The sequence below is a fragment of the Brachybacterium sp. GCM10030267 genome (assembly GCF_042666875.1).
In the GTDB taxonomy this organism is placed as follows: Bacteria; Actinomycetota; Actinomycetes; order Actinomycetales; family Dermabacteraceae; genus Brachybacterium.
The window spans coordinates 149,595-168,684 of sequence record NZ_JBHTCX010000002.1; the positions used below are offsets into that span (position 1 = coordinate 149,595).

Genomic DNA, 19,090 nt, shown 5'->3' on the forward strand with positions numbered 1-19,090 from the left:
GGCGCCGGCCCTGGACTATCTGCTGTCCCCGCCGAGCGCGCCGATGACGGACCTGACGACCAGGTCCACCCGTGCCCCCACATCGTCCGGCGCGGTGCTGCCCGGTGCCGAGAGGGCGGGGGAGCCGGCCGGGAGCTCGTGGGCTTCGTGCAGAAGTGCCAAGCACACCCGCCGGCCCCACGCGGTGTCATCGACGGTGATGTCTCCCGCGGTGTGCAGGCGCCTGAGCAGCAGATCCAGGCTCTGCGCGATCTCGGGATCCGATGCCGGTGAACCGGGCTCTTCCGGTCCCGGAGTGATGGAGAGGACGAACGGACGGGCCAGCTTGAGCTCGAAGATCCGCTCGACCACGCGATAGAACGCGACCAGGGGCGGCACGGTGGTGACGCGGGCCTGCTCGAGAGCCTCCCGGTAGCGCCGGTTCTGGTCCCGCACCAGCGCGTCGAGCAGCACCTGGCGCGAACTGAAGTGACGGTGCACGGTGGCGCGAGCGACCCCGGCGACCTGCGCGACACGGTCCAGGGACGCGTTGGGGTCGCCGGCGTAGACCTCCTGCGCGGCATCGAGGATGCGGGCGATGCTCTCCCGCGCATCTGCACGCAACGGTCGAGTCCGATCGGCGTCGTTCATCGGCTGCGCTCCATGAGGGCATCGTACTGCGCCGAAGCCTACCGTGTTCAGCCTGCAACTGAGACAGCTATGCCTCAGCTATTGACATAACTTCGATCCCGGGGTTTCACTACTCGTACCTCATTCAGTCGGACATCGGAGACACCATGGATCTCGACCTCGCAGGCAAGCGCGTACTGGTCACCGGAGCGAGCAAGGGAATCGGTCTGGCGACCGTGCGCGCCTTCCTCGCTGAAGGGGCCTCGGTCACCGCGGTCGCTCGTCGCAGCACGCCTGAGCTGGAGGCCTCGGGGGCTGCCTTTGTCGCGGCCGACCTGGCGACCTCGGAGGGCCCCGGACGGATGGTCGACGCGGTGCTCTCGGCCGATCCGCGACTCGACGTCCTGGTCAACGCCGCCGGAGGAGGTGACGTACCGGATGGGGTGCTGGGCGATCCCTTCGGCGGGGACGACGGCATCTGGGACGCGACCTTCTCGCTCACCCTCTACTCGGCGGTGCGCACGATCCGTGCGGCGCTGCCGGCACTTGCGGCGACCCGCGGGGCGATCGTGAACATCGGCTCGGACTCGGTGCTGCTTCCGGGGAGCGTCCCCGCGCCGTACCCGGCCGCCAAAGCCGCGCTCATCACGTTCTCCCGTGGACTGGCGGAACGAGTGGCGCCGTCCGGGGTCCGGATCAATGTCGTCACTCCGTCGGCGACCCGCACGCCGCTGCTGACCGGAGCGGACAGCCTGGTGGCCAAGCTGGCGGCCGAGATGGGGGTCACGCACGAAGAGCTCCTCGAGCAGTTCCCGGCGCAGAACGGGATGGTCACGGGCAAGCTGATCGAACCCGATGAGATCGCCCGGACCATCATCCTGCTCTCGTCGCCGACCATGCCCAGCGCGGTCGGCTCGAACTGGGCCGTGCACGGCGGATCACTGAAGATGCCGGCGTGAGGGTGCCTGTTCAGGGGGCACGGTCGGGCCGATCCAGCCCGGCGAGCTGCCGCGCCAGGGTTCGCTGGAGGGCCGGCATCCGGCCCGCCAGGGACAGCGCGATGTTGCGCACCGGACGCGCCGCGCCGGGCACGGTGGCCAGCGACGTGAGCCGCCCGGCGAGACGGATGACGTGGCGGGCCTTGGGCAGCTGGACGTCGGAGTAGGTCTCGAGCACCGCGTCCGAGGCACCGTCGAGCACCTGCGCGAGGGCCCGGCCGAGATGGACGGCGTCATCGAGACCGAGGTTCATGCCCTGGCCGCCGGCGGGGGAGTGGACGTGGGCGGCATCGCCGGCGAGCAGGATCCGCCCGACCCGGAAGGAATCGGCCAGCCGCTCGTGCACGCGGAAGCGGGAGCCCCAGATGACCTCCTCGACGACCGCGGGCCGCCGCTTCGGACCGCGGGCATCGAGCAGGCGCTGGACGAAGGGGACGTCGGGATGCTCGGGCGCCTCGGCCACGGTGGCCACCACGCGGTGCAGCCCGTCGGGCAGGGGGACGAACACGAGCGTCCCGGCAGGCGAGAAGTACAGGATGACGTCCCGGCCGGACACTCCGGAGCCGAGCCGTACGTCGGCGAGGCTGAAGGACTGCGAGACCGTATCCCCGGTGAAGCTGATGCCGGACTGCTCGCGCACCGTGCTGTGCATCCCGTCGGCGCCGACGACGTACTCGGCTCGCACCTGTCGTCCGTCCTCGAACGTCGCGATGACCCCGTCGGCCTCCCGGTCGAGCCGTTCGACGGTGGCGGGCCGGACCACCTCGCCCCCGAGCTCGCGGAGCCGGGCGAGCAGGTAGGCCTCGGTGTCCGCCTGGGAGAGCATCAGCGCGTACGGGTAGTCGGTCGGGAGGTTGCTGAACGGTGCCGGCACAAGGATCGCGTCCCGGTCGCGCACGGTGAAGCGGGGGGTGTGGACACCGCGCTCGACCATCTCCTCGACCACCCCGTAGGGGCTGAGCAGCTCCAGGGTGCGCGGATGGACCACCGCAGCGCGGGAGGTGTTCGCGGCCTCGGCCTGGGAATCGACGACGGTCACCTCATGGCCGAGGTGGCGCAGCACGACGGCGGCGGCCAGTCCCACCGGTCCGGCACCGACGACGAGGACTCGGGTGGTGGCGGGCAGCATGGCGGTTCCTTCCGTAGGTCAACGCGTGTTGACCTCAGTGGATCACCGCCCGGCGGCTATGTCAACACGCGTTGACCTAGGATGGGGCCATGAGACGCTCCGCCGCCGAGACCAAGCAACTGATCCGTGCCGCCGCCCGGGAGCGCTTCGCCCGCGACGGGTACGAGGGCACCACGATCCGGGCGCTCGCGCAGGACGTCGGGATCGACCCGGCCCTGGTCATGCGTCACGTCGGATCGAAGGAAGCCCTCTTCGCGGACGCCGTGGACCTCGATCTGCGCCTGCCCGACCTCTCTCAGATCCCCGCCGACGAGATCGGCGCCGTGCTCACCGCGCACTTCCTGGACCGCTGGGAGGGGGAGGACGAGCTGCTGATGATCCTGCTGCGCTCGGCCGCCACCACGCCCGCCGCCGCCGACCGCCTCCGCGCGATCTTCGCCGAGCAGGTGGTGCGGGCCGTCCAGCAGCTCGGGATCGAGCCGGCCGACGCCCGCCACCGCGCCGGGCTGGTCGCCACCCAGATGCTGGGGCTGGGGATGTGCCGCTACATCCTCCAGCTGCCCCCGGTGGTCGAGATGGACCGAGGGCAGGTCGTCGACGCCCTGGGGTCCACGCTCCAGCGCTACCTGGTGCCATAAGCTGGCCGCATGGCTTCTTCGCACCCGACGATCAGCGACGTGGCGCGTCATGCCGGCGTGAGCGCGATGACGGTCTCCCGCGCGCTGTCGGGCACCGGGAACGTCAGCCCCGGGATGCGGGAGAAGGTCGAAGCCTCCGCCCGTGCGCTGGGCTACCGGCGCAACGAGAATGCGCGCAGCCTGCGCCCCGGCCACCGCAGCGGCCTGGTGGGCGTGGTGATCACGAACCTCACCAACCCCTATTACGCCGAGCTGCTGGACGGCATCGGGGAGATCCTCGGGGAGGACGGCCGACGGGTGCTCGTCGGCATCTCGCACGAAGACGTGGCGCAGGAGGCCACGCTGGTCGCGGACTTCGTGGGCCGGCAGGCCGAGGGACTCATCGTGGTCCCCGCGGGCGGCTCCACCGAGCACCTCCAGCCCGAGCAGCGTCACGGCGTGCCGCTGGTCCTCGCCTCGCGCCGGGAGGACGGGGTCGACGTCGACTCCGTCCTGGTCGACGACATCCGCGGGGCGGAGGAGGCCACCGCGCAGCTGCTGGCCGAGGGCCACCGGCGCATCGCCTTCATGGGCAACGCGCTCTCCGTCTTCACCGGTCAGCGGCGGTACGAGGGCTTCGAGCGGGCCCACCGCGCCGCGGGCGTCCCGGTGCTGGGGCAGCTGGTGCGGCGGGCGCAGCAGGACGTGCGCGCCGCCGAGGTCGCCGCCGGGGAGCTGCTCGCGCTCGAGGAGGCGCCGACGGCCTTCTTCAGCGCCAACAACCGCAACATGGTCGGAGTCGTCAAGGCCGTCCACGCCGCCGGCCGCGAGCGGGGCGTGGACCTGTTCGATGAGGTCCGGCTGGCAGGGTTCGACGACTTCGACCTCGAGGAGCTGGTCCCCGGGGACATCTCGATCGTCACCCACGACGCCCGCGAGCTCGGCCGGACCGCCGCGGAGCTGCTGGTCATGCGCCTGCAGGGCAAGCGGACGGACCGGCCGACGCGCACGATCGAGCTTCCCACCCGGATCCGTACGCGCCGCCGCAGCTCCGCCGCCCCGGTCTGACTCAGGTCGCCAGCGGGTAGTCCTTCGGCCTCCAGCCGAGCAGAGCGAACACCTGGATCGCCCCGGCCTGGTGCAGGGTCTGCGCGGTGGCCGACGGATCCGGCGCGCCGCCGCCTCCGGCCTGGAAGGAGAACAGGCCGCTCTCGGCGTCCCGGTTCTCGTCCCAGAGCCGCTGGGCGTAGGGCTCCATGACGCCCTCGATCTCGCTCAGGGTCTCCGGCACGACGGTGGTCGACAGCAGCAGGTTGGCGAACAGGATCGCGTTGAAGATGACCGGCTGGGCGTACAGGGTCTCCTGCGCGCCCCAGTGGTCCAGCGCCCCGCGCAGGTCCTCCCGGGCGGCCTCGAGGTAGGAGGCTTCCCCGGTGGCGCGGTGCAGCAGCACCGCCGCCCCGATCATCGCGCCGGAGTTGTAGGTCCACAGCGTCTCGTTGACGCTACCGTCGGTGTCGATGCTGTTGGCGTCGAGGCCGGGCTCGCGGCGCATGGTCTCGTGCACCCAGCTCCACGTGCGGTGGGCCCACTCGAGGTAGTGCTCGTGCCCGGTCAGCTCGTACAGGTGCGCGGCCAGCTCCGAGGTCAGGGAGGTGACGTTGGTGGCTCCGCGATGGGGGTTCCAGTCGGCGTCGACCCAGTGCATGCCGCCGGCAGGGTCCCAGGCGCGGGGGAGGAACTCGAAGATGCGCTCGGCGGCGGCGAGGGCGTCGGGATCCTGCGTGATCCGGTAGCGGCGGATCTGTTCGAGGCCGATCACCGCGTTGTCGTCGAAGTAGGAGTCACCGCCCGCACCGAGCGGCGGCACCGGATAGGAGGCGTACGACCCGCTCTCGTCGTCCCAGTAGTGCTCGAGGGCGTCGAAGCGTGCCTCGAGATCGGTGCCGTAGCGTGTGCCGGCCGGCGGGAGCCGGTCGAGGTCGACGGTGGCTGCGGCGGTCTCCCTCGCGGTCCACACGAAGGCGTACGGGTCGCCGGCCTCGCCCTTCTCCTCGAGGTGGAGTCGCTGCTCGGGCAGATACGTGTGGCGCTGCATGGCGGCGTAGGTGTCCGCGGCGCGCCGGCGCCAGCGGCCGCGGGCGGGAGCGGCCGAGGCGGGCGCCGCCGCCCACGGCAGCATCGCGGCAAGGCCCGTGGCCCCGAGTCCGAGGGTCAGGGAACGGCGGGAGGGTCGGGGCACGCGGGTCATGAACCGCTCCTTGTCAGCAGCACCGCGGTCATCTCCCACGGTGCGAGGTCCACGGCGATCCCGTTCTCGCCGACGCTGAGGTCGGCGAGCGGATCACCCAGGTAGGTGGCACGGTGCGCGGCGGAGACCGTGCCGGTCGGGCGGAGGAGCACGGTGACGGGCTCCTCGGCGTAGGACTGCAGACGCACCAGGCGGGTGCCCGTCGTCTCGCCCGGTGTCACGCCGACCAGGCGCACCCGGTCGTCGTCCAGCTCCAGCAGCGACCACTCGGCCGGGGCAGCGGCTGCGCCGGCCTGCCCGCCGGTGGCGAGCACCCCGAGCAGGGGATGGGTCAGCTGGGAGGCCGTCCGGTGCGCCAGGGCGGGCGTGGAGACGTCTTCGCCCGCGCGGCGCACGCCGATCGCGTAGCGGAACGTGGTCTCGAAGGCCTGCTCGACGGGGAAGTTGGTGTCCCACACGTTGTTGTGGATCCACGAGTACACGGTTCCCGGCTGGCGGGGCGACATGCTCTCGGGGAACGGGGCGTAGGGCAGGGCGACCACCTCGGGGTGGATCAGCGGCGCGTCGGCCGTGGACCAGGCGACCGCCAGGGAATCGTCCTCGAAGGTCGCCCCGTCACGGATCGCCTTCATGTGCTGGGGCGCGCCGGGCACCTCGGGCAGGTCCGGGCCGGTCACCCCGCCGGTGATCTCGTAGCGCGTGCGCGGCGCCTCGAGGGCGAAGGGGAAGGCGAAGAAGGCGCTCTCCTTCGTCATCGTGGTGGGTTTGGCCAGCCGGTTCTCGATCTCCACGTGCGCTGAGTCGCGGGGCAGGCGCAGGGTCACCCGCGCCCAGTCCACCCCGTCGGCCGGGAACTCGTAGGTCAGGCGCTGCTCGACGGGGGTGCTGGTGTGCTCCAGCAGCACCGCGGGCTTGGCGAGGCTGCGGCTGCCCAGCAGCTCGAGCTCCTCGGAGGAGGAGGTCTTGTTTGCCTGGTGGTTGTAGCCGGGCGCCGAGGTGTACGTGTCGTAGAGGTAGGCGTTCATGCCCACCACGGCGTCCTGGGCGACGAGCTCGCGGCCGGTGGCCTTGTCGAGGATCGAGGCGATGCAGCTGCGTGCGAGGTCGACCTCGACGCGGAGGTGCTCGTTCTCCAGGACCGTGCCGGCCTCCGACGGGGCCGGCTCCTCGGGCTGCTCGGTCGGGCCGGGTTCGACGGTGAGGCGCACGGCGCCCGTGGCCGGCACGTCCGGCACCCGCACCCGCAGGAAGTGCCCGGCGGCGCGGTTGTCGGGGTTGGTCTGCGGCACGGCCTCGTGGGGGAGCGCCTCGCCGGTGCGGGAATCGCGCACCACCAGCGGCTGACCCAGCGGGGAGCGGGCCTCGCTGATGAACAGCGAGGCGGTGCCGCTCTGCGTCAGAGAGGTGGGGTTGATGGCGGCGAACGTGGCGATCGCCTCCGGGTCCTCCCGGAGGCCGACGCCGGCGTGCGCGGCCGCCGTGTCCAGCAGCAGCTCGGCATCGTCGCGGGCCTCCAGGGCCCGGGCGAACTTCCAGTGCCACTGCTCCTCGCCGGCATTCCGCCCGGTGTCGGCGGTGGTCCAGGGATCCGAGGCGCCCCAGGTGTGCTCGTTGAACAGCGAGATCTCCTCGTGCAGCCGGCGCGCACGCTCGGGCTCGGAGGGGATCGACTCGCCGCCGAGCTCGCTGCCGACGGCGCTGACCAGCTGGGCGTCGGTCAGCAGCGCCTGGGCGCGGCGGGCCATGGCCTGCGGGCGCGCGCCGCTGCCGATGCCCTCGACCCACCAGTCGCCCCAGTCGCCGGTGAGAGCGGGAATCTGCTCTCCCACGCGCTCCTCGGCGGCGCGGAAGAAGTCGGTGTGGGTGGACATCTGCAGCCGCGGGAAGTCCCAGGTCCGGTTCCACTGCTCCACGATGCGCGACTGCAGGAGCGTGGGCGGGGCGTTGTCGCTGTGCCGGCCCAGGACCCGCATGTGCAGGATGTCGTGCGGGTACGGCTCGCGGTCCTCCACCGCCGGGCCGTGCCAGCCGAAGGCGCCCGGGGCGTAGGGGTAGCCGTTGGTCGCCAGCGAGGTGAGGTAGGCCGGGAGGTACTCCTCGACGCTGTCGTAGTCGCTGGACAGGCCCACGTTCGCGCCGTCCATGTAGGCCAGGCCGTGCGGGGAGTCGGTCATCCACACCAGCACGCTCTCGCCGGAGGGGGAGGCCCACCGGAACAGGCGCGGCAGATGCTGGCCGCCGATCAGCTGGGGCACCGAGCGGCCGGCCCAGTTGTGCGCCACCGAGAGGTAGGAGATGTCCTGCTGGGCCAGCGCCGCGGGCAGGCCGACGGGCTGGCCGGGCACGTCGGTCTGCATGGCGGAGTGGATCTCCACGCCGTGCTCGCGGCGCAGGTCGCGCTGGATGCGCAGCAGCTCGTGCAGCTCATCGGTGGAGCAGGTGTCCATGTGCAGGTTGTAGGGCAGAGCCGTCAGCTCGATCTGCCCGGCCCGGACCAGATCCATGAACGCCTCGACGTGCGCGCGGGGCCGGGACTCGATCCAGGCCACGAACGGTTCGAGCGCCTCCACGGTCCACCGGAACTGCGCCTCGGCGGGCAGGTCGCGGGAGGCGCGGGCGAACTCCACGCAGGAGTCGAAGAAGTTCAGCTGCTCGCGCATCACGATGCCCTGCGTATCGGTGTACCCGATGTCGTAGTGCGAGTGCTGGACCAGGTGGATGGACCATTCGCGCACCGGGGCCTGCTCGAGGGTCACGGCATCGTCGGCGCCCAGGTCCGGCAGGTCCAGGGTGATCTGCCGGGTCTCCTCGGTGGCCGGGACCAGCGCGCGGACGCTGCCGGCCGGCCCGGGCAGGGTCTGCACGGGGGCCGACGACCCGTCGGCCCCGCGCAGGCGGACCTGGCGGATGTGTCCGGGGTCGACCTCGCCGTCGACCAGCAGGCGGATGGACTGGTGCATGCGCCCGTCGACGCGACGCAGCAGGGGCTCGGGGAGAGCGCGGAGGCGGCGGCCGCCGAGGACGGCCTCGGCGGCCACGGCGCGGTCGACGAGCCCGGCGCGGGCTCGGTCGAGGGACCAGGGTTCGTCTTTGACCAGTGCGGTTGTCATCGAGGGGACCAATCGTCGTCAGGTGCGGTGGGTCGGGGGCCAGCGGTGCTCAGGGCGCCAGGCGCAGGGCGCCGACGAAGAACCGCTGGAAGGACAGGAACAGGATCACCGTCGGCAGCGAGGCGATGATGCCCGCCGCCAGGATGACCGGCGGGCCGAGGCCGGCGTACTGACCGTTCAGCTCCGCCAGGGCCGCCATCAACGGTCGCACGTTGGGGCTGGTCGAGAGGGTGATCCCGAACAGCAGGTCGTTCCAGGTGGCCAGGAACTGGAACAGGAACGCGGCGATCAGGGCGCCGCGGGCCAGGGGTAGGTGGATGCGCAGGAACATCACGATCCAGCTCGCCCCGTCCAGCTGGGCGGCCTCCATCATCTCCTTCGGGGCGGTGGTCATGTAGTTGCGCACCACGAAGAAGGCGAAGGGGATCGCCAGGGTCGTGTAGATCAGCAGCATCCCGTACTGGGTGTCGTACAGGGACGTGGCCGCGTACCCGTTGAACAGCGGCGAGAGGAACACCTGCAGCGGCAGCAGGGTCCCGGCGTAGATCGCCCAGAACCAGATGGCGGGGTGCCGCACGGGCATCACCACCACGGCGAACGAGGCCAGCGCGGCGATGAGCACCGAGAGGACGCCGGCCCCCGCGGAGTACAGGAAGCTGTTGACCATCGCCTGCCCGATCGCGGCGGTCTCGAAGGCCACGCGCAGGTTGGCCAGGAAGTCGAAGGACACGAACCACCAGCTCGGCCCGGAGTAGGCGTCGGCGGCGGTGAAGGCGTTGACCACGACCAGGTAGGAGGGGATCAGCCAGATCACCGCCACCAGGATCAGCAGGGCGCCATGCAGACGTCGGATCATCTCGAGGGTCCTTTCCTCAGGCGGTCGTCCGCAGCTGGCGGCGCAGGTAGATCCAGGAGGCGGCGAGCACGATGATCGTCAGGACCACGGCGACCGCGGCCCCGTAGCCGTAGCGGCTCAGCGTGAACGTCTGGCGGTACATCGTCAGCGCCAGGGTCTCCGAGGCCGTGCCGGGGCCGCCCTTGGTCAGCAGCCAGACGATGTCGAACGTCTTGAGGCTGGCCACCAGCGACATCCCGACCACCACGATGGTGATGGGATTCAGCTGGGGGAGGATGATGCTGACCAGCATGCGGGGGCCCGTGGCCCCGTCCAGCCGGCCGGCCTCGATGGTCTCCGGCGGGATGGACTGCAGACCCACCAGGAACAGGATCATCGCCGCCCCGGTCGCCTGCCAGGTGGAGGCGAGGATCATGACGATGGTGTTCATCGGCCACTGCAGCAGCCATTCCTGCTGCAGGGCGGTCAGCCCGAGCATGCCGAGCATGTCGTTGATCGCGCCGTCGGTGGCGAGCATGAAGTTCCACAGGATCGCGGTGGTCGCCCCGGAGAGGGCGTAGGGCAGCACGACGGCGAAGCGGGCGATGCGCCCCCAGCCGAGGTTGTTGGTGCCCACCGCGATCAGCAGCCCCAGCAGCACCGGCAGCAGCAGGCTGCCGACGGTCCACATGCCCGTGTTGACCAGGGAGCGGCCGAAGTTCGGATCGCCCACCAGCGTCACGTAGTTCTCCAGCCCCACCCAGCTGCGCTGCAGGCCGTTGTCGCTGAAGAAGCTGCGGTAGACGGTGACCACGAAGGGCGTGAACAGCACGACGGCCACCAGGGCGACGGCCGGGGTGAGGAACAGGGCGAGCACACCGCGGGTGGTCCGGGTGCGGGTGGGGGCGGCAGGTCGGGCGGAGGTCGACGTCGTCATCACAGGTTCCACTTCTTCCATTCGTCCTCGGCGCGCTTCTGCATCTTCACCAGCGTCGCCGTGGCGTTCTGCGAACTGGGCGAGGCCATGAAGGCGCCCAGCTCCTGCACATTGCCCTCGACCATCACCGGCGGGGACGCCTCCCAGTAGCGGGTGGCGAACTGCGGTGCGGTCTCGGCGACCGTCGCGGCCAGCTCCTGGACCGCGGGCACGGGCGGCAGCGCCTCGAGGTTCGCCGAGAGATCGTTGAGGAAGTCGACCCAGACCTGCTGGACATCGGTGCGCAGCCAGGAGCCGAGCACCGCCAGCGCCTCCTCGCGCTTGTGCGCGTTCTCGGCGACGGCCAGCGCCCCGCTCTCGGTGACGATGGTCGGCGCGGCCGACGGGTCCACGGGCGGGACCATGAACAGTCCGAAGACGTCGCCGAGGCCGGCCTGGACGTAGGTGTTGGCGTTCCAGGTGCCGTAGAGGTTCATCCCCACCGTCGCCTCCTCGAAGCGGCCGGGGACCTCGGGAACCGAGAAGTCCGGCGGGGAGAAGATGCCGCGGTCGTACAGCTCGGCCCAGGTCTCCATCGCCTCGACGGCGACGTCGTCGAGGTAGGAGGCCCGGCCCTCGGTGAGGTCCGTGTAGAAGTCCGGGTCCAGGCCGTTGACCAGCTGCTGGAACCAGATGATCGCCTCCCAGGTGCTGGTGCCGCCGCTGGCGATGGGGGTGATGCCGTCGGCCTTGAGCTCGTCGGCCACGCCGAGGAGGTCGTCCCAGGTCTGCGGGGGCTGCAGGCCGAGCTTGTCGAACGCCGGCCGCGAGTAGAACATCGCGTAGTAGGACTGGTGCAGCGGGACCGCGTAGGGCGTGCCGTCGACGCTGAAGCTCTCCCTCATCGCGGGGTCGACCCACTGCTGGGCCTCCGCCTCGTCCCAGATCTGCGTGAGGTCCGCGAAGATGCCGCTGCGGGCCACGTCGCGCAGCCGGTAGCCGTTCCACCACTTCACCAGGCCGGTGGTCGAATCGGTGCGGGCCGAGGTCCGCACGATCTGCTGGTAGCTGCTCACGTCGGGAGTGGCGCGCACGGCGATGCCGTGGCCGGTCTGCTCGCGCAGCAGGTCCCCGGCGTCGGTGAGGCCGGGCGCCCAGGTGGGATTGTCGTTGCTGAGCGTCACGTCGGGCCCGGGGGCGGCCCGGGTGAGCGTGCCGCGGGCGCATCCCGGCAGCAGGGCGACGGCACCGGCCGCTCCTGCGGCGGACAGTGCGGTGCGTCTGCTGACCGGCGTGGTGATCCGAGTCGTCGCTGACACCGGGGCTCCTATCTCTCTCAGGGCACATCGGCAGCACGGAGAGGACTACCGCGCCGGAGTGACGGCACGAAGGTAACGTTAACAGCGACGGCGCGCAAGGGGCTTGTCTGGGGTTGGCGCCGATGCCGCAGGTAGACGCCGACAAACTCGGGACGATGGCCCCTTGGTGTCGAAGGCGCCCCGTCCAGCGGGGTTGCCGCGGTGGTAGCGATACCCGCATGCGTCGGGTATCAGGCCTCCGACGTGCCCAGGACCGCGCCGATCATGCTCGCCTGCTCGGTGGGCAGCACGCCGCGCGCCACGTGCGGGACCTGCTCCTCGCCCCCCAGGGAGGCGGCGAGCCTCCGGCGCAGCGTCGGGAGCAGCAGATCCTCGGAGGCGGCCATGGAACCGCCGATGACCAGGCGCTCCGCCCCGAAACGCTGCAGCCAGGGAGCCAGGGCGCGGCCAAGGGCGTCCATCCCGGTCTCGAGGGTCGCGATGGCATCACGGTCGCCGGTGCGGGCGCACGCGGCGATCTCCGCGACGTCGGCGAGTCGGCCGGTGCGCTCGCGATAGGCCTGGCGCAGGGCGCGGCGGGAGACGAGGTCCTCCACCGGGGAACCGTCGACCTCGGCGAGGTGCAGGTTCCCGTCGGGCGGGACCTCGGGACCCGAACTGAGGCAGCGTCCGCGGTCGACGAAGGCGCTGCCGATCCCCGTCCCCAGCGTGATGGCCACACATCGGTCCACGCGCGCGCCGGCGCCGGCCGCCCATTCACCCAGACCGAAGGCCTCGGCGTCGTTGACGAAGCGCACCGATGCGGGATCGCGGTCCCAGCGCGCCGCGAGCCCGCCGCGCATGTCCACCCCGCTGAGCTGGGCGAACTTCGCGACGCCCTTGAAGTCGCCGTGGCCCCGCGCGTAGTCGAAGGGGCCCGGGATGGCGAGCGCGACCCGCTCGCTGCGGCGGCTGTGCTCGCGGGCGCAGTCGGCGATGCGGTCCAGGATGACCTCGGCCGCAGCGTCGGCGTCCAGCGGGTCGCGCCGTTCCTGACGGACCTCCTGCCCCCGCGCGACGAGGGCGGAGGAGACGTGCGTCCCGCCGATGTCCACCGCGGTGACGGTGCTCGCTGTCTGTGGGTCGAGGGGCATCGGCCCATCCTTCCGTGTTCGCGGCGCGTGTGGCATGCTGTGGTAACGATACCAAGCAGATGAGCAGGAGCACGATGCGGATCCCAGCCAGCGCCGCGGCGCGCAACTATGACAAGCAGCCCGTGATCGAGGTCCCCGGTGACCACGAGGCGTGGCGGGGATCCGCGGCCTGGACCGCACTGGCGGAGCATGCCCACGGGGGCACCATCGTCATCGACGCCTATCCCGGCAGCGACCTTCCGGCCCTGATCGCCGCGGCCGATGAGGCGATGCCGGAGGCCGTCGTGATCGACGTGGAGGAGGAGGCGGCGCTGCCGCCCGAGACCATCGCCGCCCAGATCGAGGGCGACCTCACCGACGACCGGGTCTTCGGGATCATGTCCCATCACCGGCTCGAGGAGTTCTACGACGCCGCTCGCCTGCAGGCGCTGGCCGATCGCGTCGTCGGTGATCCCCGCCAGCACGTGCTGATCGGGTGGGGCGCGGCGCTGGTCCCGCTGGAGCCGGCAACTCTGGTGCTGGCCGATCTGGCGCGCTGGGAGATCCAGCAGCGCTTCCGCCGGGGCGGGGGCAACTGGCGCGCGGGCAACGGCGAGGACGACGCACTGCGGAAGTTCAAGCGCGGCTACTTCGTCGAATGGCGCACGGCCGACCGCCACAAGCTGAGCCTGTTCGATCACCTGGATTTCCTGCTGGATGCCAATGCCTCCGTCGATGAGGTCAAGCTCACCACCGGTGATGCCCTCCGTGTGGGCCTGGAGACTGCCGCGCGGCGCCCCTTCCGGGTGGTGCCGTTCTTCGATCCCGGCGTCTGGGGCGGTCAGTGGATGAAGGAGGTCTGCGGTCTGGATCCTGAGGCCGCCAACTACGCCTGGTGCTTCGACTGCGTCCCGGAGGAGAACAGCCTGCTGCTGTCCGTCGGCTCCGAGGTGCTCGAGATCCCCGCTCTTGACGTGGTGATCAGCCACCCGCGCGAGCTGCTCGGCCCACAGACCTTCGCCCGTTTCGGCGCGGAGTTCCCGATCCGCTTCGACTTCCTGGACACCATCGGCGGCGGGAACCTGTCGCTGCAGGTCCACCCGCTGACGGAATACATCAAGCAGACCTTCGGCATGACCTACACCCAGGACGAGAGCTACTACATGCTCGACGCCGACGAGGACGCGAAGGTCTACCTCGGGCTCAAGCCCGGCATCGACCCCCGGGAGATGGAGGCCGCGCTGCGCCGCGCGGAGACAGGGGAGGCGCCCTTCGAGGCGGAGGAGTACGTCAACACCTTCCCGACGCAGGCGCACGACCACTTCGCGATCCCGGCCGGGACCGTGCACGCCTCCGGCGCCGGATCGATGGTGCTGGAGATCTCCGCGACGCCGTACATCTTCACCTTCAAGATGTGGGACTGGGGCCGGGTGGGCCTGGACGGCATCCCGCGCCCGATCCACCTCGACCACGCGATGGCCAACGTCCAATGGGACCGCGACACGGAGTGGACCCGCGAGCAGCTGGTCAACCCCGTCGAGCCCGTGGCCGAGGGGGAGGGCTGGCGCGAGGAGCGCACCGGGCTGCACGAACTCGAGTTCATCGAGGTGCGCCGGCACTGGTTCACCGCGCCCGTCGAGCACGACACCGAGGGCACCGTGAACGTGCTGAACCTCGTCCAGGGCACCGAAGCGGTCATCGAGAGTCCCGACGGGGCCTTCGACCCCTTCACCGTGCACTACGCGGAGACCTTCATCGTCCCCGCCGAGGTGGGCCGGTACCGGATCCGTCCGCTCGGCGAGGGCGAGCACGCGACGGTCAAGGCGTCCGTGCGCGGCACCGAGATGCGTCGGCGCTGATGTTCGTCGAGATCACGAACGAGCCCAGGCCCTATGCCTGGGGATCACGCACGCTCATCCCGGAGTTCCTCGGACGCGCTCCCAGCGGGTACCCGGAGGCAGAGCTGTGGCTGGGTGCGCACCCGCTGTGCCCCAGCCGCATCCTCGACCCCTCCCGTACCGGCGGTCACGAGCACCTCGATGCCTGGATCGCGGCCGAGCCGGAGCGCACGCTGGGTGCTGACCGCGACGGTGACGAGCTGCCGTTCCTCATGAAGCTGCTGGCCGCCGGCGAGCCGCTGTCCATTCAGGTTCACCCCGATGCTGAGCAGGCCCGGGAGGGGTTCGAGGCGGAGAACGCCCGGGGCGTTCCCGTCGACAGCCCGGTGCGCACCTACAAGGATCCCCGGCACAAACCCGAGATCGCGCTCGCCCTCGAGGATCCTTTCGACGCGCTGGCGGGGTTCCGGCCTCTCGAGCGCACTCGGCGGCTGCTCACCGAGCTGAGCGAGCGAGCCGCCCACCGGCCGGATGCCCAGCGCATCCTGACCCAGCTGGCCGCGCAGCTCGAAGGGCCGACGGAGCCCGCCCTGCGGCAGGTCATGGCGCAGTTCCTCGACGACACCGCCGCTGCGCCGCTGCTGGACGCTGTCACGGCCGCGGTCGCCGAGCCGGCCGTGGACGGGGAGTTCGCCGCCGAGATCACCACCCTGGCCGAGATCGCCGCCGCCCGGCCCGGTGATCCCGGGCTGCTGGTCGCCCTGCTGCTGAACCGCGTCACCCTCGAGCGGGACCAGGCCGTCTACCTGCCGCCGGGCAACGTCCACGCCTATCTGCGGGGCCTCGCCGTCGAGGTCATGGCCGCCTCCGACAACGTCGTGCGCGCGGGCCTGACGGGAAAACATCTCGACGTCGACGAGCTCCAGCGCATCACGCGCTTCGCGGAGACCCCGGGACCCGTCCACACGGCGGACCAGCCAGCCGAGGGCGTGGCGATCTACCGTCCCGACGAACGCGACTTCCAGCTCAGCGTGCTGAGCGCACCGGCCGACGGCGAGGTCTCCGCCGAGCTGAACGGCCCAGGGATCGCCCTCGTCCTGGACGGCGCCCCGCAGCTGCGCGGCCGGCACGAGAGCGCCGCCCCGACCCGCGGCCAGGCCCTGTTCATCACTCCCGATGAGTGCTCTCTGCACGTGTCCGGGACCGGCCGGATCGCGCTGGCGACCACCGGGAGGTGACCGACCAGCTGGTCGACATGGGCCCCACCCATGCCCACATATCGGCGCGTAGAGTGGCGAGGTCGGCCACGGTCGTCACCGGTCGGCGGACTGTCGGCTGACCTACTACGGGACGGGCGGTTCATGCGGGACGACGGCGCGGATGCTCCGGCGAATTCTGTCCAGGATCTGCTGCTGGACAGCGAAGACATCACCAGCTTCCTGCGGGAGTTCACGTCCATCCTGGCCGAGCGACTCTCGGACGGCGAGGGGACCGCGTGGTGCGCGGTCAGTCTCTGCGCGAGAAGAGGGCGGCCACAGCAGCCGCCTCCAGCCCCCAGGCGGAGGCGCTGGATGAGACGCAGACCAGCTTCGCCGACGGGCCCTGCCTGACGGCGATCCGCGAGCACACCATCATCCGCGTCGGCGATACGCGGGACGACAACCGGTGGCCCGAGTATCACGCCATCGCCTCGAAGGAGGGTGTCCGTTCGGTGCTGGGGATCCCGTTCGAGCTCGGCGAAGAAGGATTCGCGGGCGTGAACAGCTACTCCCCGACGCCGAACGACTTCGGTCCCGAGAAGGTCGAGCTGCTCGAGCACGAGGTCCGCCAGGCCTCGAACGCGCTGCGGCTGGCGGTGCGGATGGCGCGACTGCGGGAGACCGAGAAGGATCTTCACGCCGCCATGGAATCCCGAACCGTCATCGATCTGGCGGTGGGCATCGTCATGGCCCAGAACCGGTGCGCGCAGCAAGAGGCGGTCGCGATCCTCAAGGCGGCCTCGAGCCATCGCAACGTCAAGCTGCGCGAGCTGGCCGCGGAACTCGTGACCAAGCTCGACCCGGCGGAGCCGAACACGCACTTCGACGCCTGAGGATGGTCTGAGCCACAGCTGGGTTCGATCTGATATGGACCGCTGGTAAAGTCGGTCTCGCTGGTCAAGCATGGGGCCGCGCCGTTCGTGATGCGCAAGAAGGCCCGCCATGACCCACAGAATCTCGGTCACCGTTCGTGCTGATGTGGATGCCCGCGAGATCCGGCTCCTCGTCACCGGGTGCCTCACCGAAGACACCCAGCAGACCCTCCTCCCGCTGGCCCGACGGGCGTGCGCTCTCGGCCCCCTCCAGGTGACGATCGACCTCACCGAGGCCCGTCACATCGAGACGACGGGCGTGGCTCAACTGCGCTCCGTCCTGGAGCCCGTGCGCTTCCTGCTCCCTCCCGAGCCCTTGCCCGACTGCTCACCGAGCAGCGACGTCCCGGCGCTGAGCGTGGTCTGATGGCGGGCGTCGACTCAGCGGCCGTGGTCCCGCCCGAGGGTGTGGCACTCCCGGCTGATACGGCCGCAGCGCCGACGGCGACTGTGCAGGCCCCCGCGGCGCCACCGACCCGCGAGAAGCGCTCCTCGCGCCGCGAGAAGACCCTCGAGGGCGCGGCGGAGATGTTCGCCGAGTACGGGTACTACGGGGCCAGCCTGCGTGACATCGCGGCGCGGGTCGGCATCTCCCACCCGGGGATGCTGCACCATTTCGCGTCGAAGGAAGCGCTGCTGGACGCCGTCATCGATCTCCTCGAGGCCCACGCGCAGGAGGCCCTGGACGAGATCGACGAGCTCGGCGCCGATCCGGACACGCTGCTGCGGGGACTGGCCAGGTTCTGGCACCCCGGGTGCACGCCGATCCAGCTGCTGGCGACGCTGGACGCCAACGTGATCAGCTCCGACCATCCGGGTCGGTTCCGGGTGGCGCGCCTGCGCCGGGTGCACGAGCACGTGCTGGAGCAGTGCCTGGCGGCTCTGGACGAGCGCGGCTTCCTCCAGGAAGGGGTCGAGCCGGCCTTCGCGGCCCGGACGATGGTCGCCCTGGTGCTCAGCCATGCGATGCGCGAGCGCACCGTGCGCACCATGCAGAGCGCTCTGCGGGACGACGCCCCGATGTCCGATCTCGGCAAGCTGGTGCGGCTGATCCTGCAGGCGGGCTGAGGCCGCGTCAGGCCGGAGGGGAGTTCAGCCGGGCCGCCTGCTTGATGAGGTGGTCGCGCTCGGCGACATTGGTGGCCGCTGCCGCGGCCTCGACGTACCGCCGCGCGGCCGTGGCCACGTCCCCGCAGCGTTCGTGCAGGTGCGCGGAGACGGCGGCGTATCTGGGCAGGGCCGGGTCGAGCTCGGCGAGAGCCGCGAGCCCGGCGCGGGGCCCGTCGGCCTCCCCGAGGGCGACGGCCCGGTTCAGGCGGATGATCGGGGTGTCGGAGAACCGCAGCAGCTCGTCGTACCACTGAAGGATCTGCAGCCAATCGGTCTCCTCCGCCCTCGGAGCGTCGGCATGCAGGGCGGCGATCGCGGCCTCGGCCTGGAACGGTCCGAGCCGGTCACGGGCCAGGGCCCGTTGCAGGATCCCGACGCCCTCGGCGATCACGTCGGTGTCCCACAGGGTGCGATCCTGCGCGGCGAGGGGGACCAGCGCGCCGGTCGCGGTGAAACGGGCCGGGCGTCGTGCGTGATGGAGCAGCAGGAGCGCGAGCAGCCCGGCGACCTCCGGATGATCCACTGCGGTGTGCAGCTGCCGGGCCAGCCGGATCGCCTCGGCTGCGAGGTCCACGTCGCCCGAATAGCCCTCGGTGAAGATCAGGTACAGCACCCGCAGTACCGTGGCGACGTCACCGGGCCGATCCAGCCGCGAGCCCGCGATCGTGCGCTTGGCACGGGAGATGCGCTGCGCCATCGTCGCCTCGGGCACGAGGTACGCCGCGGCGATCTGCCTGGTGGTGAGACCTCCCACCGCGCGCAGCGTCAGCGCGATCGCCGAGGACGGGCTCAGCGAGGGGTGCGCGCACAGGAAGTACAGCTGCAGCGTCTCATCGGCCGACGCCACCGGGCCCGACGGTGCGGCCTCGGCGTCGGCCTGCTCCCGGCGCCGTCGGGACGTCTCGGAGCGGGCGGCGTCGAGGAACTTCCGCCACGCCACCGTGACCAGCCAGGCCTTCGGGTCCCGGGGCGGGCTCTGCGGCCAGGCGGTGAGCGCTTCGAGCAGGGCCTCCTGCACGGCGTCCTCCGCCGCCGGGAAATCGGCGCCGCGGCGGCGGAGGGCGATCAGGACGGCGGGCACGAGCTCTCGGAGCGCGACCTCGTCCAGCGCGGGT

General features: G+C 71.2%; 17 protein-coding genes. 8 read left to right on the top strand and 9 right to left on the bottom strand.

What is annotated here, in order from left to right:
* Nucleotides 1–15: 15 nt before the first annotated feature.
* On the bottom strand, nucleotides 16–630 hold the full coding sequence (locus tag ACFQS2_RS01085; protein ID WP_377018042.1) for a TetR/AcrR family transcriptional regulator: 615 nt from the start codon (nucleotides 628–630) through the stop codon (nucleotides 16–18).
* A 146-nt stretch (nucleotides 631–776) separates the two neighbouring features.
* On the opposite strand from ACFQS2_RS01085, the gene ACFQS2_RS01090 reads away from it, so the two are divergent.
* A complete protein-coding gene (locus ACFQS2_RS01090; protein WP_377018043.1) occupies nucleotides 777–1,568 on the top strand; it encodes an SDR family NAD(P)-dependent oxidoreductase in 792 nt (263 codons plus the stop codon).
* Nucleotides 1,569–1,578: 10 nt separating this feature from the next.
* Here the strand turns inward: ACFQS2_RS01090 and ACFQS2_RS01095 are convergent, their stop codons facing one another.
* On the bottom strand, nucleotides 1,579–2,736 hold the full coding sequence (locus ACFQS2_RS01095; RefSeq protein ID WP_377018044.1) for an FAD-dependent oxidoreductase: 1,158 nt from the start codon (nucleotides 2,734–2,736) through the stop codon (nucleotides 1,579–1,581).
* A gap of 89 nt (nucleotides 2,737–2,825) precedes the next feature.
* Here ACFQS2_RS01095 and ACFQS2_RS01100 point away from each other — a divergent pair, with 89 nt between their 5' ends.
* On the top strand, nucleotides 2,826–3,374 hold the full coding sequence (locus ACFQS2_RS01100) for a TetR family transcriptional regulator (RefSeq protein ID WP_377018045.1): 549 nt from the start codon (nucleotides 2,826–2,828) through the stop codon (nucleotides 3,372–3,374).
* Nucleotides 3,375–3,383: 9 nt separating this feature from the next.
* On the top strand, nucleotides 3,384–4,421 hold the full coding sequence (locus tag ACFQS2_RS01105) for a LacI family DNA-binding transcriptional regulator (protein ID WP_377018046.1): 1,038 nt from the start codon (nucleotides 3,384–3,386) through the stop codon (nucleotides 4,419–4,421).
* Between the two features lies 1 nt (nucleotide 4,422).
* Here the strand turns inward: ACFQS2_RS01105 and ACFQS2_RS01110 are convergent, their stop codons facing one another.
* The 6 genes from ACFQS2_RS01110 to ACFQS2_RS01135 form a co-directional block, all read right to left on the bottom strand.
* Nucleotides 4,423–5,604, bottom strand: a complete 1,182-nt coding sequence (locus ACFQS2_RS01110) for a glycoside hydrolase family 76 protein (protein ID WP_377018047.1) — start codon at nucleotides 5,602–5,604, stop codon at nucleotides 4,423–4,425.
* Nucleotides 5,601–8,714, bottom strand: a complete 3,114-nt coding sequence (locus tag ACFQS2_RS01115; protein WP_377018048.1) for a glycoside hydrolase family 38 C-terminal domain-containing protein — start codon at nucleotides 8,712–8,714, stop codon at nucleotides 5,601–5,603. The genes ACFQS2_RS01110 and ACFQS2_RS01115 overlap by 4 nt, the downstream gene beginning before the upstream one ends.
* 49 nt (nucleotides 8,715–8,763) lie before the next feature.
* Nucleotides 8,764–9,570, bottom strand: coding sequence for a carbohydrate ABC transporter permease (locus ACFQS2_RS01120; protein ID WP_377018049.1), 807 nt, complete (start codon nucleotides 9,568–9,570; stop codon nucleotides 8,764–8,766).
* Between the two features lie 16 nt (nucleotides 9,571–9,586).
* Nucleotides 9,587–10,486 (bottom strand): carbohydrate ABC transporter permease, encoded by a 900-nt coding sequence (locus ACFQS2_RS01125; RefSeq protein ID WP_377018050.1) that lies wholly within the window; start codon nucleotides 10,484–10,486, stop codon nucleotides 9,587–9,589.
* Nucleotides 10,486–11,784 carry an ABC transporter substrate-binding protein gene (locus tag ACFQS2_RS01130; protein ID WP_377018051.1) on the bottom strand — a complete coding sequence of 433 codons (1,299 nt, stop codon included), beginning with the start codon at nucleotides 11,782–11,784 and terminating at the stop codon, nucleotides 10,486–10,488. The genes ACFQS2_RS01125 and ACFQS2_RS01130 overlap by 1 nt, the downstream gene beginning before the upstream one ends.
* Nucleotides 11,785–12,014: 230 nt before the next feature.
* Nucleotides 12,015–12,917 (bottom strand): ROK family protein, encoded by a 903-nt coding sequence (locus tag ACFQS2_RS01135; RefSeq protein ID WP_377018052.1) that lies wholly within the window; start codon nucleotides 12,915–12,917, stop codon nucleotides 12,015–12,017.
* Between the two features lie 74 nt (nucleotides 12,918–12,991).
* Here ACFQS2_RS01135 and ACFQS2_RS01140 point away from each other — a divergent pair, with 74 nt between their 5' ends.
* The 5 genes from ACFQS2_RS01140 (at nucleotide 12,992) to ACFQS2_RS01160 (ending at nucleotide 17,933) form a co-directional block, all read left to right on the top strand.
* A complete protein-coding gene (locus tag ACFQS2_RS01140) occupies nucleotides 12,992–14,755 on the top strand; it encodes a class I mannose-6-phosphate isomerase (protein ID WP_377018053.1) in 1,764 nt (587 codons plus the stop codon).
* Nucleotides 14,755–15,972 (top strand): mannose-6-phosphate isomerase, class I, encoded by a 1,218-nt coding sequence (gene manA, locus ACFQS2_RS01145; RefSeq protein WP_377018054.1) that lies wholly within the window; start codon nucleotides 14,755–14,757, stop codon nucleotides 15,970–15,972. The genes ACFQS2_RS01140 and manA overlap by 1 nt, the downstream gene beginning before the upstream one ends.
* 260 nt (nucleotides 15,973–16,232) lie before the next feature.
* Nucleotides 16,233–16,826, top strand: a complete 594-nt coding sequence (locus ACFQS2_RS01150) for a GAF and ANTAR domain-containing protein (protein ID WP_377792420.1) — start codon at nucleotides 16,233–16,235, stop codon at nucleotides 16,824–16,826.
* Nucleotides 16,827–16,935: 109 nt separating this feature from the next.
* Entirely contained in the window at nucleotides 16,936–17,232 is a 297-nt protein-coding gene (locus ACFQS2_RS01155; RefSeq protein ID WP_377018057.1) for a hypothetical protein, read from the top strand.
* The gene (locus ACFQS2_RS01160) at nucleotides 17,232–17,933 is read left to right on the top strand and encodes a TetR/AcrR family transcriptional regulator (RefSeq protein ID WP_377018058.1); all 702 of its coding nucleotides are present in this window, start codon (nucleotides 17,232–17,234) and stop codon (nucleotides 17,931–17,933) included. Before ACFQS2_RS01155 ends, ACFQS2_RS01160 begins: the two co-directional genes overlap by 1 nt.
* A 7-nt stretch (nucleotides 17,934–17,940) precedes the next feature.
* On the opposite strand, the gene ACFQS2_RS01165 is transcribed toward ACFQS2_RS01160, so the two are convergent.
* On the bottom strand, nucleotides 17,941–19,083 hold the full coding sequence (locus ACFQS2_RS01165) for an RNA polymerase sigma factor (RefSeq protein ID WP_377018134.1): 1,143 nt from the start codon (nucleotides 19,081–19,083) through the stop codon (nucleotides 17,941–17,943).
* Nucleotides 19,084–19,090: the final 7 nt, after the last annotated feature.

Coding starts and splice junctions, on each gene's coding strand:
- ACFQS2_RS01085 (WP_377018042.1), bottom strand. CDS start 630: ATGAACGACGCCGATCGGACTCGACCGTTGCGTGCAGATGCGCGGGAG.
- ACFQS2_RS01090 (WP_377018043.1), top strand. CDS start 777: ATGGATCTCGACCTCGCAGGCAAGCGCGTACTGGTCACCGGAGCGAGC.
- ACFQS2_RS01095 (WP_377018044.1), bottom strand. CDS start 2,736: ATGCTGCCCGCCACCACCCGAGTCCTCGTCGTCGGTGCCGGACCGGTG.
- ACFQS2_RS01100 (WP_377018045.1), top strand. CDS start 2,826: ATGAGACGCTCCGCCGCCGAGACCAAGCAACTGATCCGTGCCGCCGCC.
- ACFQS2_RS01105 (WP_377018046.1), top strand. CDS start 3,384: ATGGCTTCTTCGCACCCGACGATCAGCGACGTGGCGCGTCATGCCGGC.
- ACFQS2_RS01110 (WP_377018047.1), bottom strand. CDS start 5,604: ATGACCCGCGTGCCCCGACCCTCCCGCCGTTCCCTGACCCTCGGACTC.
- ACFQS2_RS01115 (WP_377018048.1), bottom strand. CDS start 8,714: ATGACAACCGCACTGGTCAAAGACGAACCCTGGTCCCTCGACCGAGCC.
- ACFQS2_RS01120 (WP_377018049.1), bottom strand. CDS start 9,570: ATGATCCGACGTCTGCATGGCGCCCTGCTGATCCTGGTGGCGGTGATC.
- ACFQS2_RS01125 (WP_377018050.1), bottom strand. CDS start 10,486: ATGACGACGTCGACCTCCGCCCGACCTGCCGCCCCCACCCGCACCCGG.
- ACFQS2_RS01135 (WP_377018052.1), bottom strand. CDS start 12,917: ATGCCCCTCGACCCACAGACAGCGAGCACCGTCACCGCGGTGGACATC.
- ACFQS2_RS01140 (WP_377018053.1), top strand. CDS start 12,992: ATGCGGATCCCAGCCAGCGCCGCGGCGCGCAACTATGACAAGCAGCCC.
- manA (WP_377018054.1), top strand. CDS start 14,755: ATGTTCGTCGAGATCACGAACGAGCCCAGGCCCTATGCCTGGGGATCA.
- ACFQS2_RS01155 (WP_377018057.1), top strand. CDS start 16,936: ATGACCCACAGAATCTCGGTCACCGTTCGTGCTGATGTGGATGCCCGC.
- ACFQS2_RS01160 (WP_377018058.1), top strand. CDS start 17,232: ATGGCGGGCGTCGACTCAGCGGCCGTGGTCCCGCCCGAGGGTGTGGCA.